Genomic DNA, 14,278 nt, shown 5'->3' on the forward strand with positions numbered 1-14,278 from the left:
CCCTTATATTAAGATCGTATATTTGCAGATTTATTTTATTATAAACTTTGATTTGATAAAAGCAATTTTTCACTTATAGTTAAGGATAAACCATCAAGGAGGTGTTTTATGGGGTGTTGTAACAAAAAAAACAACAAACCAGTCGATCCCAATGTTAAACAATCAATTGAAACCACACTTACTGCTAAAGAATGGGTTAATCAATTTAAGTCATCAATTTTTTGTGGAACAAAAGGATTTTTAACTTTTAATTTGGCATTTTTGAGTTATTTAGAGTATAGCTTACACAATAATACAAAATTAAAAGAAGGCGCTGCTTTTGCAATGAAAAGGAACACTATTCCATTTTTCGAAATGGCTATCATAGTACCATTTGTTTGTCTTGCATTACCATCTATGATAGGTGGGATGAACCTCATGCGTTGTGCGCTTATATGTGCTGTATTGATGATTGCCACGTGTTTTTTTGTGAGAACCACTTGTCAAGTGCGTGAGAAATTAATGGAAAAGATCACTAACCATAGTAGAAAAGAAATAGATAAGCAATTTGAGGAAGACACTATAAAATTTCCTGTTTTTTATAGAAATAGACAGCATATTGAGTATAATTCTCCCAATCAAGGACAAATAATGAATGAAAGTCCTAGCTCTCTCTTTGTTAAGGTTTTACTTTTTCCGCTTATGTTCCCTTTGAAGGCCCTACAAAGCTACATAATGATATCTTTGGCTGCTGTTGAACTTCTTGAAGCAGTGCCAAGTTTTTGTGTTGATGTGGTTTTCGATAGAGGCTTTGCATCTACACAGAGTAACATGAAGAGATCTGCTCATCTATTGTATGCCAGTGTAAGAAATTTAGTGCCTGTAACTAAACTTGATGAGTGTGTGGCTGATTTTATAGGCAAACCTGAAGAAAGGTGCTGTCAGTGAAGAAGGCAGTAATCTTATTTAACCTAGGAGGACCTGATTCACTAAGTGCGGTACGCCCTTTCTTATTTAATCTTTTTTACGATAAAAGAATAATAAATCTGCCAAATCCTTTTCGCTTCCTTTTAGCAAAGTTTATCTCCAAAAGGCGAGAGAGTACTGCACAAGAAATATACGAGTACATTGGAGGTAAATCACCAATCTTGGAGAATACGAAAGCACAAGCTGATGCTTTAGAACTGAAATTAAATGAAAATGGAAACCATGTATATAAGATATTCATCTGCATGCGTTATTGGCATCCATTCGCTGATGAAGTTGTTAAAAGCGTAAAGCAATTCGACCCTGAAGAAATCATTCTGTTACCACTATATCCGCAATATTCAACCACCACAACTCTATCATCCATCGAGAATTGGCAAAAAAATGCCAAACTGGAATGTAACACAAAAACAATTCACCATTATTATGACAATGAAGACTTTATTGAAGCTCATGTTAATCTAACGTCTAAATATTATCAATTAGCTAGCAAAATCGGTAAGCCAAGAGTCCTATTCTCGGCTCATAGCTTACCTCTTAGTATCATTAAAAAAGGCGACCCTTACGCTTCACAGATAGAAAAAACAGTAAAATTAATAGTAAAAAGATTGAATATTGAAGATCTTGACTGGGGAATATGTTATCAGAGTAAGGTTGGCCCTGTAAAATGGTTGGATCCTAGCACTGAAAGTGAGCTATCACGCGCAAAAGACGATAATATACCTGTAGTTTTATCACCTATATCTTTTGTTTCCGAGCATTCTGAAACACTGGTTGAACTTGATATAGAGTATAAAGCAATTATCAAAGACGGGTATTACTTTCGCGTACCAACGCTCAGTACTGATCTCTTATTTATCAAGTGCTTGGCCGATTTATGTTCAGATCACTCTCAAAGTACTGATTTATAGCACTTTTCTTTTTATATTCTTATAATATAATATTAAAGAGTTATTATTCTAGTATCTACTTATGCAAAAAGGTGAGCCAAATACATTCATAGAAAATATACATGACGCTCACAACAATGATATTAGAAAGATGTATTGTATTGCAGTAGGTTTAACAGGCATATTGTGTAAAATTTCATTGCAGTTCTGTTGCGAGTTTATTGATAACAACAGATCCAATATTTGTACTATATTAGATATTTCTCAGTTCTTAAAACTACCAGCATCAATAATATTTGCTCTTGACTTTGGTCTCAATTTAGCTAGATGTAAATCTAAAAAACCTCAGAATGGTAAAGGGGAAAATCAACCTAAAAAACCAATACAGGTTGTGGGTAGCTTAGCCCTATTGGCAAACTGTGTAATAGGAATATTGATAGAGACAAAAATCGTTCATTTCTTAGCTAGAAACAACAAGGATGTAATAAGTTATATTAGCTTAACATCAGCAGCTCTATTTCTATTTTCAGAATGCATAAACTGTTATTATACATGGAAGAAGTATCTAGATAATAAGGATTCTGAAAAGTCTGCTAAATATGGTAAAGAAGTTATTTTTAGCACATTCGCTTTGTCATTGGGCTTGTTAAGCTTCATATTAAAAAGAATGGAACTTCCAACCATGCCAATATACTTGGGTGGTGGCATAATCTATAATTTCAACTTAACCATTACGGTCGGTTTGCTACTAAGTATAGTACATCTAGTATCAAACATCGATAAGTTTGTCAATCAACCTAATAATGGTACTGATAGTCCTACTGGACTTGATGACGCTCACCATATTCAGCATAATGGCAGCATTGTAGAAATTAATTATTAGAGATGAAAAGACTTAATTTCTACTGCCAATGCTAGCACTGCTAATTTGCTAACAATATTCCAAAGTGGCAAAGTTTTATTTTCTTGGCTGATGTCATAAAATTCACAGTCAGTGGAATTCAAGCTAGAATATACATCTTTCCTGCTATTACATCGGTATAAGCAACATGTTGGAGTATCTCCTATATAGTATATTAGCGGTTCTGCAGAACTACTTTTAAATATGTCAATAGTTGGTACACCTTCTTGTATAATAACACTATTGATTGCTATTCCTTCTTTTATCTTTTTCATTTTATGACGCTTTTTTTTATTGAGATTTAATATTTCCTTTGCACTTGTTGCTGTTATAATGCCCATTCCGTATGTGCCATTGCTTGCTTTGATAAAAACGTAAGGTTGTGTTTTTATTTCATATTCCTCATATTTTTTTTGCACTAGAGATAATATTTGGTCAACTTTAGTCGCTACTGCTCCTAGTGATGAATCATCATTAAAGTCAACTCCATTACAGCTTTCTGTAAGCACAGAAATAAGCCATGGGTCGATTTTAAATTCGCCACAAAATTCGGACACTAATTTTTGATAGATTTCAAAATATTGAAATTTCCGCCTACTGTGCCAGCCATATAATGGACTTGGCACTATCTCTTGTTTTACGTTTTCTAGCGTGTCTGGAATGTGGCTCGTCATATCACGGTTCAGTATAACAACATCAGGCACAAATCCTGAAGTTGTCTTCAGCAAAGAGTTTTCTTTCACAACAGTTTCATACTGTTCTATTAAATTGTACGTTTCATTATGAAAGAGGCCAATTCTAGTTTTAAAACCTGCGAGTTGCAGTACCTGTTCTATGGCAAATACATTTTCTATATACATTTTATTTCGTGTGTAATTCTCCGGTATTATCAGGGCCTTCTTATATTGTTTTGTTTCGAAGTAGCTTTTTATCAATTTTGCTGCTATCGCTTTTGATACTTCACTTAAGTTATTAAACCCTGCAGGAAATAAATTAGCGTCTACTGGAGCGATTTTGTAGCCTGAATTCCTAAGATCTATGGAGCTATAAAATGGTAATGTAAAACCATTAAATTTTGTTTTGAACCAATTATTTATATCTTTTTCCAGATTTGGATGAATTATGTTTTGCATCTACACTTTAAATGTTATAAGAAAAGTACTATATTGTAGGTTATAATCTTAATATAATATAACTAACTAAGATAACAAAAAATGATTCATCATGACAGCAGTAAAATGTATGGTACTACTATACTGTCAATTAGAAGAGGCAAAAATGTAGTAGTCATAGGTGATGGGCAAGTCTCGCTAGGCCATACCGTTATAAAATCTGGAGCAAAAAAAGTTAGGCGTCTTTCTGGTGATTCCGTAGTTGCCGGTTTTGCTGGAGCAACAGCTGATGCATTTACTCTCTTCGAAAGGCTAGAATCTAAACTTGATAAGCACCCAGGACAGTTGATGAGAGCATGTGTTGAACTTGCAAAAGACTGGAGGATGGATAAATATCTAAGAAAATTAGAAGCTATGATGATCGTGGCAGACAAGTCCATTTCATTGGTAATTACAGGAACGGGTGATGTTCTTGAACCTGAAGATGGCATTTCAGCCATTGGCTCTGGAGGAAATTTTGCTTTATCTGCAGCAAAAGCTTTGATTGACGTTGAAGGAATATCAATAGAGGAGATTGCAAAAAAGGCTATGAAGATAGCTGCTGATATATGTGTTTATACAAACCATAATCTAATTATCGAAAAAATAGAGGAGTAATATGTCAAGAACTTTGTATGCTAATTTTTCTAGTCAATCTGTAGTGGGTCAATTTGATAATAATGATGACTGTAATGAGAAAAATAGCCTCTATGAAAATGAAGGTACAGGAAGTAGTAGCATTCAAAGCTCACAAGCTTTATTAGATGATCTACCACCACAGAAGATAGTTAAAGAATTAGACAGATTTATAATCGGGCAGAATGATGCAAAGCGCGCTGTTGCTATTGCACTCAGAAACCGTTGGCGTCGAAATAAAGTCCCACTTCCACTACGTGAAGAGATTATACCTAAGAATATACTCATGATAGGTCATACGGGAGTTGGTAAAACTGAAATAGCTCGCCGTTTAGCAAAGCTTGCTGGTGCACCTTTTATAAAAGTTGAAGCAACGAAATTTACTGAAATAGGATATGTTGGACGTGATGTTGACTCGATAATACGTGATTTAGTTGACGCAGCAATAGTTTTAGTTAAGGAAAAAGCACGTAAAGCCTTAACTAAAAAAGCTTTAGGTTTGGCTGAAAAGATAATAGTCAACTCCATGGTTGGTGAAGATGCAACCGAGGAAAGCAAAAAAGTTTTCAGAGAAAGACTGAGAAATAAGGAATTTGAAGATGGAGAAGTTTCTATTAACGTCAGGGAGAGCAAGGGTATGTTACCCACTTTTGATATACCTGGCATGCCAGGTGGGCAAATTGGTGTGATGAACGTAACAGAAATCGTGGGCAAGATATTTAATGGGAGCAAAAAAACAAAAACTATTACAGTTAAAGTGAAGGAAGCACGTGAAATATTGATTAATGAAGAAAGCGAAAGGTTAATGGATGAAGACAAGATAGTCAAAGAAGCGATTGATCTTGTTAGCAATGAAGGTATAGTGTTTTTAGATGAAATAGATAAAATTGCAGCGCGTACAGAAATAAAAGGTGAAGTCAACAGAGAAGGAGTGCAGCGCGATCTGTTACCATTGCTTGAGGGAACAACTGTTTCAACTAAGTATGGACCCGTAAAAACAGACTATGTATTATTTATTGCATCTGGTGCTTTTCATTTATCTAAGCCATCTGATCTTTTACCAGAATTACAGGGTAGATTGCCAATTAGAGTGGAACTTAAGGCACTTACTCAAGAGGATCTAATGAAAATATTAAAGGAACCAGAATCTAATTTGTTAAAACAGTATATAGCGTTAATGAAAACGGAAAATGTAACACTTGAATTTACTGATGATGGTATAGAGACTATAGCTGAAATAGCATTTACAGTTAATAGAGAAGTGGAAAATATAGGTGCAAGAAGACTTCATACTGTCATGGAGAAGCTTTTGGATGAAGTAAGTTTTATTGCTTCTGAAAAAAATAATGAAAAATTCGTTATAGATAGCAAATATGTGAGAGATAAGCTAGAGTCAATTTCAAAGCAGCTTGACTTATCTAAATTTATACTTTAGAGGAAGACTACTTTAAGTAATATAGAGCATTCAAGAGGTTTTGTTTTTTCTTACTTCGTAGTTCTTTAAGCTATTTTTCAGTAGAAGAACTCAAGCTTAAATCAATTATTGCAATATCACAGTCTATGCCTTTTGTTGACACATCAGTTAAAAGATCAGGTGGAGAAAGAATTGTTCTTTTATTACCAGCTCTCATTCCCACAACTCCAAGTTCTATAGCAAGTGGTATTTTTTTGTCACCAACCTTAAACTGCACTATTTGATCTTTGATTATATACTCACCATTATGTCTCTTTATGCTATATTGAACTGATATCTCATCGCCACATTTTACTTGTTTTCCAGTTTTATTAATTAAGTCATTAAAAATCATCAGGTTATTTACTGAATCGGGATATTTATCTTTTACTTCAATAAGTTTGATGTAATAAGAGTTAAAACTCATTTTGTTGTCATCAGCAGCAATAGTAACTACACGCTCCCCGCCTTCTTTCATACCTATTACCCCTAAACTCACTTCTTTTAAGTAATCCTGACCTATTTTCAAATTGACATCAGTCGGAAGTAGCGTTGCTAGGTTGTTGGAGACTTTGTACATTTGCAGCAGAACTTCTTGGCCACAGAAAACTTTACTGCCACTGCCTTCAGTAATTTCATAAAAGTTTATCATCTCTTCTTCTTTTTGCTGTGTTATCTCTTCTAAATATTCTGCTAACCCATGCTTTTCAATATAACGATCAAGAGCTGATTCAAGTATCGGCCTGACCAAATAACTTGCTATCATCCGTATCAAACCACCATGTGTAGCATTTATTTCGTAAAGCTTTTCCCTTTTCTCTGGTTTATCTTTGTTTATATAAACAATCGTAATTATAAAAGCAGAAGCTAAAGCGAAAATCATTACTACAGAGATAAACATTTGTAATATAATTTTTCTAACCATCTTTTTTTACTTGATTCAATAAATCATACAAGTCATTAGTATTACCTGAAAGCGTACCTAGATTATCTGAGGCTTGTTTAAAGAGACTACCTATATAATTTTCCATTTCATTTTTGCCAAGCACGGACATCAAATTATTTGTTTTATCTTGCTCATAATCTTCGATATCATCCTTGGATTGAAAAATAAGCCCTAGATTTATTCCATAGTTATATAATGCTTCCCGCTCCTTGTCTGCAGCGCCTCCTATTATAGCACCTATTTCACATGAAGCTGCAAATAGTTTTGCAGTTTTCATCAAATGAATTTCTTTTATTTTGTCAAAATCTGCACCTATATCTAAAATCTGCCCTCCCACCATTCCCTTCATTCCTATTGCTTGAGAGAGCACTTTTATGATCTCACAATTTAACAAAGATAATACCTCAAAAGCCAGGGTAAGTAATGCATCTCCGGCCAGTACTGCTGTTGCTTCACCAAATTTTTTGTGGCAGCTTGGCTGGCCTCTGCGTGTGTCACTGTTGTCCATACATGGCAGATCATCGTGAATTAGGGAGTAAGCATGAATAAATTCAATTGCTGCTGCTGCTGTTATTGCTTTTTCAACCTTTATGTTGAATATCGACGAAGATGCTATAACTAAAAAAGAACGTATATGTTTTGCAGGAGCAAGAAGCACATAACGCATAGCTGATATAAGTCTATTCTCGCTATTTTCAGGTAAGAGCTTATTCACTTCTACAACAAGCAAATTTTTTGTTGTTTCGTCTAGCATTTTTAAATTTATCAACTATCGAGTGCTAAGAGATAGGAAGCTTTTAATAGTTTATATAATCATAAAAGCTATTGCAAACATCAAAATTTCTTATAACATCAGAGGATAGGTTATTTTTTAGTAAGAAATGAACGAATTAGCAAAAAGCACTAGGGAACATATAGAAGAAAAAGTAAAGAAGATTATACTAGAGCACATCAATAAGGATATAGAGGCATTTGGTAGTTCTTCAAAGCTTTCAGACCATGGAACAGATAGTTTGGATGCAGTTGAAATAATTATGGCAGCTGAAGAAGAGTTTGGTATAGAGATTCCTGACGAAGATGCGCAAAAAATGGAAACTATGGGACAGATAGTTGAATATGTAGTAAACAAAGCAAACAGTTGATATTGAATGAGAAGAAGAGTAGTAGTTACCGGTGTTGGGTTAATTACTCCACTAGCGGCAGATGTTAATAACACCTGGTCAAAGCTGAAAGAAGGTAAATCTGGCATTAAAGCAATAAATACAGATAGGTTCGATTCTTCTGATCTTCCTTGTCGGGTTGCAGGGCAGGTACCTGTGCAATCCGATAACATTGAGCATTGTTTTAATCCACAAGACTATATTTTTGAAAAAGACCTAAAAAGAACAGACCGTTTTATTCATTACGGAATTGCGGCAGCTGTTCAAGCAGTAGAAGACTCACTAATTTTGGAAAATAAAAATATTAATAAAGAGCGAATAGGTGTAGCTATTGGTTCTGGTATAGGTGGTCTTCCATCGATTCAGGAAAATGTAATTACCATGCAGGAGAAGGGGCCTAGACGTGTTAGCCCACTTTTTGTTCCTGCAAGTCTAATAAATTTGATATCTGGTCATATTTCTATTAAATACGAATTTATAGGTCCAAATGACTCAGCGGTAACTGCATGCGCAACAGGTGCGCATGCGATTATAAACTCAGCAAGAGCTATAAAACTCGGTGAAGCTGACATTATGATTGCAGGCGGAGCAGAAAGTGCGTTATGCAGAGTTGGAATTGCAGGTTTTGCATCGATGAAGGCACTATCAACTAAATTCAATGATAATCCTGAAGAGGCCTCAAGGCCATGGGACGAAGAGCGCGATGGATTTGTCATGGGCGAAGGGGCAGGTGTATTAGTTCTGGAAGAATATGAACATGCAAAAAAAAAGGGAGCAAAAATATATGCAGAACTCACTGGATATGGGTTAACAGGAGATGCGCACCACATCACAGCACCACATCCAGAAGGAAGAGGCGCACTTAAGGCAATGGAACTTGCTTTAAGGAGTGCACAAGTAAGCCCAAGTCAAATTGGGTATATCAATGCACATGGGACTTCAACAACACTTGGGGATAAAGTTGAAGTAATAGCAATGAAGCAGTTATTCGGTGACTGTGCCTATAAAATACCTGTTTCCTCGACTAAATCTTCTATAGGACATTTACTTGGTGCCGCAGGAAGTGTTGAAGCAATATTTAGTATCCTTGCATTAAACAATGGAATTGTTCCACCAACTTTAAACCTATACAAACCTTCAGAAGGGTGTGATTTAAATTTTGTACCACTTAAAGCTCAAGAGCATAAAATTCAATATGCGCTTTCTAATTCATTTGGTTTTGGTGGTACCAACGCGTCTCTCATCTTTGGAAAGGTGTAGTTAATTATGCTATTTTGAATCGACTACAAAAATGTTATTCGAGTAGCTAAAACTAGAATCCAGTTAAATTGGTCAGCATAGAAGTAATGTTAAAATATATCATTTTGATGATGATGAAGAAATGGATCCCAGTTTCAGCTACTCGAATAACAGAAGAAGAGAGAGCAAAATTTTGCCTTTTACCGCTAACCTATTATACTTACTTGATAAGTTCTATCGCTTGATTAAATGTATAAAATATTAGTAAGAAGCAACCACAAGCCCTTGATTGGAAAAATAAAGATTAATGGTTCAAAGAATGCAGTCTTGCCAATAATGGCGGCAAGCTTGTTTGGTAATTCTTCAATGACTTTACATAACGTACCTGATTTAATTGACGTACATTTGATGTCTGAGCTGCTTAAGAGTCTTGGTGCAGAAGTAAATTTTATATGCAATAAAGACTATAAAGCAAATCACACTTTGGAAATTGACTGTAGCAATATCAATAACTATTTAATATCACATGAAATTGCAAGCAGACTGCGAGCATCTTTTTTAATGCTAGGTCCAATGCTCAGCAGATTTAGTAGAGTTTCAACAGTATTTCCTGGCGGATGTGATATTGGAAAACGTCCTGTTGACATTCATATTAAGGCACTTGAAGCAATGGGAGCTAAAATTGAAATTGATAGCTGTAATATAACTGCAACAACAAAAGGGAAATTGCAAGGCAAAGAAATAACATTTGAAAAAGTGAGTGTTGGTACAACAGAAAATATAATAATGGCAGCAACTCTTGCAGAGGGAGTAACAATAATAAACAATGCTGCAATCGAGCCGGAAGTTCTTGATTTAATAGAGTTTCTGAAGATTATGGGTGCCAATATTAAAGTTAATAATACAAAAATCACAATAGAAGGTGTTGAAGAATTAAATGGGTGTGAGCATAAAGTAATACCAGATCGCATAGAGGCCGGTACTTATGCTTTGGCTGCTGTCATTACCGACGGCGAGCTAAAGTTAGAAGGAGTAAGTTTGTCTGATATAGAATGTATTGCAAATGAATTGAAGACTATAGGAGCCAGAGTTGAGTTACATAATGATGGTATTATTATTTCTAGAAAAAATGGCTCTATTAAATCTGCTCACGTTGCAACAAATCCATATCCCAACTTTCCCAGTGATATGCAACCACAACTAATGTCTGCAATGTGCATTGCAGATGGAATATCAATCATTGAAGAGAACATTTTTGAAAGTAGATTTGCACATGCCAATGAGCTAAGAAAATTAGGCGCTAATATCAGCATCGAAAAAAGTAAAGCTACTATAAGTGGAACAAAGAGCCTATATGGAGCTAATCTGCATGCTAATGACTTAAGGTCAACAGCAGCTTTAATTCTCGCTTCTTTAGTAGCTAAAGGAGAAACTACAATAAATAACTCACATCATTTATGGAGAGGCTATGAAGGGATGGACGAAAAACTCAATTCGTGTGGAGCCGATATTTCCTTGAGGACAAGTTATGAATAAGAGAACTAAAGTAAAAGAGATAGATGAAATTCTATACGAAGAACATAAGGTGTTAGATCATGGATTTGTTCGAGTAATTGATTATATGGGCTCTGACAGCGCCATAGTTCAAGCTGCTCGCGTTTCTTATGGAAAGGGAACGAAACAGATAAATCAAGATGAGGCTCTTATAAAATATTTGATGAGAAATCATCATACAACTCCATTTGAAATGTGTGAAATTAAGTTTCACGTGAAACTTCCAATTTTTATTGCAAGACAGTGGATAAGACATAGAACTGCAAATGTAAATGAATATTCCGGAAGGTATTCTATACTTGATAATGAATTTTATATACCAGAACAGGTTGCAAAACAATCTGATAATAATAAACAAGGCAGCGGTGAAGCTTTTGACTCAAGTACTTCAAAAGAAATAATAGATTCTCTAATAAATAATTCTAATTTAGTATATTCTCATTATGAGAAATTTATTCAACAGGGCCTTGCAAGGGAAATTGCCCGAACCAATCTAACACTTAATTACTATACTCAGTTTTATTGGAAAATAGATTTACACAACCTTCTTCACTTTTTAAGGCTTAGAGCCGATCAACACGCCCAATATGAAATTAGAGTCTATGCAGAAGTTATGTTGGACATAGTGAAGAAATGGGTCCCGCTGGCCTATAATGCTTTTGTTGAATACTCGCTAAAATCAGCCTGTATTTCAAAAACTGGTCTTGAAATAATTCGCAAGCTAATAAAAGGAGAAAATGTCACGAAAGAAGAAAGTGGCATTGGTAAAAGAGAATGGAATGAGCTGATGTCTATACTAGGTAAATAGCCAAAAAGATCAAGTTATGTCCTTTCACAGACTTGCAGGTGTGAGCAACAATTTATTCATACCTTTATCAACTGATATATCAATTATTTTTGAATTTATTCTTTCCATTGTTTCATAAAGCTTTTCGGATTTCTTTAACATTAGTGTTGCATTTCTAATCCATAATATAAACTTGGCAATAATCTGCAATATTTTCAATATACATATCATATGAATAACGGTTTACAGCAAGTTCCATTACCCTACAAACTTCCTCTAATGTAAAATTGGCAGCTCCTGTATCAGGACAAAAGCCAACCGCTCCTTTATTAGGGTCAAAAAATATGTATTTATCATTCCCTGCTTTATACACCAACATAGAATGCCCCTCATCCTCAATGACATCTTCTTCATTACAAGCATAGCAAAAATAACTAAATTCTAAGTGGCATCCTATCTCCATATCATTTAACGCACATTTGATTTGTTCTTGCTCAGTATAGATCCATAGTTGTATTGAAGATAAATTATTATTTAATTACTTATATATTATGTCATCATAATAAAATTGATCCCCTTCTCGCTTTTCAATGCTCTGAACATCAAGAATAGGTAAGAATTGCGATAAAAACTGCATCATTAATAACTTTTTCGTTTGTTCTTTTTTTTTATCAATATAATTCATAAAATCTTGTTCAGATATAATATTATTAGACTCGAGAAATGCAACAAAATCTTTCCTATTCTCTAATTTTATAAAAGTAATAAAGTAACTTAATGAGTGATATAGCCCTTTTTTGGGATCAAAATCTAAAATTTCTTCAAATCTATCTTTTTATTTTACAATTTTAAGTATACTGTTTGACATAAAAGTATTCAAACTAAATTGAATAGCTTTCTCACTTTCAAATAACTTATTATATTGTTCTTCAGCTGATAAATACGGTGCTTTGTATACATATCTACCATTTCTCTACGTATACCTTCTATATCTTTAATTATACCTTGTTCTACATTTTTACTGATAGAAATTTGGTGCTTTCCTTTATTGGCAATTTGATTTAAAAACTCCGCAACTTTCTGTTTTGAGAGTCTTATTTCAACTTGTCCATTTTCTCTATCTTCAGTTTTACAAAACACTTTAACTCTAGGATGTTCCTTATCAGTATAGACTTTTAATACAATAGATTGAGAAATGCGATTAACATGTTTTGGCATATTATTTATTAAGATATTAACTATATATCTTAATAAATCATTAATATTTATTATATAAAAAAGTAAATTACATAGTAGGTGATGTCATGCAAGTAGCTAACACTGGGATGGCTTTGTTGCATCACTCTTCGGATAATAGGCAAGGTGGAATAAATTCATGAAGCTATCTCAAATTTAGCCATGCCTATATCAGTAAATTTGTTAAGCAAATAACACTTGAGAAGCAGTTCTCTCTCACGATTAACCTCAGATTTATTTCTAAAACTAAACCCAAATGTTTGCTTTATTCGAGAGAAAAAAACTTTCTATATAAGATCTCTTCCCACAATTTATCTCTTTTGTCCACCTCTTTATACCATCTTCATCATATGACTTTATGAGCTTGATTGTAGAATTTCTCTCATCCATATAATCCAACTTTGGATGCTCTATTGCATTATTTTGCGGAGAAATCCTTGTCTTTATGTCAAGCTCATCGCACAGTTTTTATAACTTCTTTCGATTATATGCCCTGTCTACGTATAGTGTGCTTATATTATATTTAACATTAATCCTTGCAACAAGATCACATGCTCCATAGTGGTCAAAATAAACTCCGCTACTGTATTTTCTTTTTCGAGTATTAAGCCTACTATGCCACCGTTATTATTTTAGATACCAACTCTAGTGCTATCTACGGCAATTTTAATATTTTCAAAATCATCCTTATTGGCTCTATGGTCATCAATCTTCAAATTAAGCTTTTTAAAGCTTCTGGACGCTTGTGTATAGCTGATAATCTTAAGTTTTTTTGCCTATTTGTACCATATAACCTTTTACAGAACCTACAGCTTGTCTCAAGCCAATTCTAAAAAGATGAACTATTATGTGTATTAAAATTACAACCTCATCACTATAAGTGATATTGCCACCTGCAACTTTTGGACTATTTTCATACCAATTTTCTATAGCTTGATTAACAAAATGAAAAATATTTCCTCTTTTTTTTTGAGAAATTCGTTATATTCTCTTTGGTTACTTACTCTCATTTTTTGCGGCATATTTTCTTTAGTAGGTTAAATGCTTGTCTTACAGTGAATTTTGTCAGTAACTGACAGTTCTTTTTATTTGACCTATGCAACAAATCCAACTGGAATCCAGAATTTTTTTGAGCACGAAAGTTTATGCTAAGTTTTTGTTGGTAAAAAGGCTGGATACCAGTGTCACGCACTGGGATGAAAGGAGGAGAAATACTGGGATGACAAGGGGAGAGGTGCTAGATTACATCTCCAATTTCTGTGTGTTAAGTACTGAAGAGGTCTCTCCTATTTTCTCTTGATGAATAAATCTAAGTAGAGTATAGTAAAAATACATTTATGTAGCGATTAATGAGCAATT

14 protein-coding genes and 1 pseudogene are annotated in these 14,278 nt (G+C 34.2%); 9 read left to right on the forward strand and 6 right to left on the reverse strand.

The features are described 5' to 3' along the window. The first annotated feature begins 108 nt into the window (after positions 1 to 108). From wTpre_RS04575 to wTpre_RS04585, 3 genes are all read left to right on the forward strand, one after another. Positions 109 to 927: a hypothetical protein gene (locus tag wTpre_RS04575; protein ID WP_245609398.1), complete on the forward strand. Its 819-nt coding sequence runs from the start codon at positions 109 to 111 to the stop codon at positions 925 to 927. Then, positions 924 to 1,877 (forward strand): ferrochelatase, encoded by a 954-nt coding sequence (hemH, locus tag wTpre_RS04580; RefSeq protein ID WP_068652308.1) that lies wholly within the window; start codon positions 924 to 926, stop codon positions 1,875 to 1,877. Before wTpre_RS04575 ends, hemH begins: the two co-directional genes overlap by 4 nt. 61 nt (positions 1,878 to 1,938) lie before the next feature. Next, positions 1,939 to 2,739 carry a hypothetical protein gene (locus wTpre_RS04585; protein ID WP_068652310.1) on the forward strand — a complete coding sequence of 267 codons (801 nt, stop codon included), beginning with the start codon at positions 1,939 to 1,941 and terminating at the stop codon, positions 2,737 to 2,739. Here the strand turns inward: wTpre_RS04585 and gshA are convergent. Next, positions 2,736 to 3,890, reverse strand: coding sequence for a glutamate--cysteine ligase (gene gshA, locus wTpre_RS04590; RefSeq protein WP_068652312.1), 1,155 nt, complete (start codon positions 3,888 to 3,890; stop codon positions 2,736 to 2,738). The two genes, wTpre_RS04585 and gshA, sit on opposite strands and share 4 nt — an antisense overlap. 81 nt (positions 3,891 to 3,971) lie before the next feature. On the opposite strand from gshA, the gene hslV reads away from it, so the two are divergent. Both hslV and hslU read left to right on the forward strand, forming a co-directional pair. After that, positions 3,972 to 4,526 carry an ATP-dependent protease subunit HslV gene (gene hslV / locus wTpre_RS04595; RefSeq protein WP_068652314.1) on the forward strand — a complete coding sequence of 185 codons (555 nt, stop codon included), beginning with the start codon at positions 3,972 to 3,974 and terminating at the stop codon, positions 4,524 to 4,526. Between the two features lies 1 nt (position 4,527). Then, positions 4,528 to 5,979 (forward strand): ATP-dependent protease ATPase subunit HslU, encoded by a 1,452-nt coding sequence (gene hslU, locus wTpre_RS04600; protein WP_068652316.1) that lies wholly within the window; start codon positions 4,528 to 4,530, stop codon positions 5,977 to 5,979. Between the two features lie 70 nt (positions 5,980 to 6,049). Here hslU and wTpre_RS04605 read toward each other — a convergent pair whose 3' ends face one another. Next, a complete protein-coding gene (locus wTpre_RS04605; protein ID WP_068652318.1) occupies positions 6,050 to 6,922 on the reverse strand; it encodes an FKBP-type peptidyl-prolyl cis-trans isomerase in 873 nt (290 codons plus the stop codon). Then, positions 6,915 to 7,697: a polyprenyl synthetase family protein gene (locus wTpre_RS04610; protein WP_068652660.1), complete on the reverse strand. Its 783-nt coding sequence runs from the start codon at positions 7,695 to 7,697 to the stop codon at positions 6,915 to 6,917. The genes wTpre_RS04605 and wTpre_RS04610 overlap by 8 nt, the downstream gene beginning before the upstream one ends. A gap of 127 nt (positions 7,698 to 7,824) precedes the next feature. Between wTpre_RS04610 and acpP the strand changes: the two genes are divergently transcribed. The 4 genes from acpP (at position 7,825) to thyX (ending at position 11,704) form a co-directional block, all read left to right on the forward strand. Then, positions 7,825 to 8,085 carry an acyl carrier protein gene (acpP, locus tag wTpre_RS04615; RefSeq protein WP_068652319.1) on the forward strand — a complete coding sequence of 87 codons (261 nt, stop codon included), beginning with the start codon at positions 7,825 to 7,827 and terminating at the stop codon, positions 8,083 to 8,085. A gap of 6 nt (positions 8,086 to 8,091) precedes the next feature. Then, positions 8,092 to 9,363: a beta-ketoacyl-ACP synthase II gene (fabF, locus tag wTpre_RS04620; protein ID WP_068652321.1), complete on the forward strand. Its 1,272-nt coding sequence runs from the start codon at positions 8,092 to 8,094 to the stop codon at positions 9,361 to 9,363. A 228-nt stretch (positions 9,364 to 9,591) separates the two neighbouring features. After that, positions 9,592 to 10,878, forward strand: a complete 1,287-nt coding sequence (gene murA / locus wTpre_RS04625; RefSeq protein ID WP_068652323.1) for a UDP-N-acetylglucosamine 1-carboxyvinyltransferase — start codon at positions 9,592 to 9,594, stop codon at positions 10,876 to 10,878. Next, complete coding sequence (thyX, locus tag wTpre_RS04630; RefSeq protein WP_068652325.1) at positions 10,871 to 11,704, forward strand: FAD-dependent thymidylate synthase; 834 nt, start codon at positions 10,871 to 10,873, stop codon at positions 11,702 to 11,704. The genes murA and thyX overlap by 8 nt, the downstream gene beginning before the upstream one ends. Before the next feature lie 154 nt (positions 11,705 to 11,858). Here thyX and wTpre_RS06980 read toward each other — a convergent pair whose 3' ends face one another. The 3 genes and pseudogenes from wTpre_RS06980 to wTpre_RS07535 form a co-directional block, all read right to left on the reverse strand. Next, a complete protein-coding gene (locus wTpre_RS06980; RefSeq protein ID WP_245609399.1) occupies positions 11,859 to 12,146 on the reverse strand; it encodes a hypothetical protein in 288 nt (95 codons plus the stop codon). 413 nt (positions 12,147 to 12,559) lie between these two features. Then, positions 12,560 to 12,901 (reverse strand): hypothetical protein, encoded by a 342-nt coding sequence (locus wTpre_RS06985; RefSeq protein ID WP_245609400.1) that lies wholly within the window; start codon positions 12,899 to 12,901, stop codon positions 12,560 to 12,562. Between the two features lie 155 nt (positions 12,902 to 13,056). Further along, positions 13,057 to 13,941: pseudogene (locus wTpre_RS07535) on the reverse strand (transposase). Between the last annotated feature and the right edge of the window lie 337 nt (positions 13,942 to 14,278).

This window comes from Wolbachia endosymbiont of Trichogramma pretiosum, from assembly GCF_001439985.1.
GTDB lineage: Bacteria > Pseudomonadota > Alphaproteobacteria > Rickettsiales > Anaplasmataceae > Wolbachia.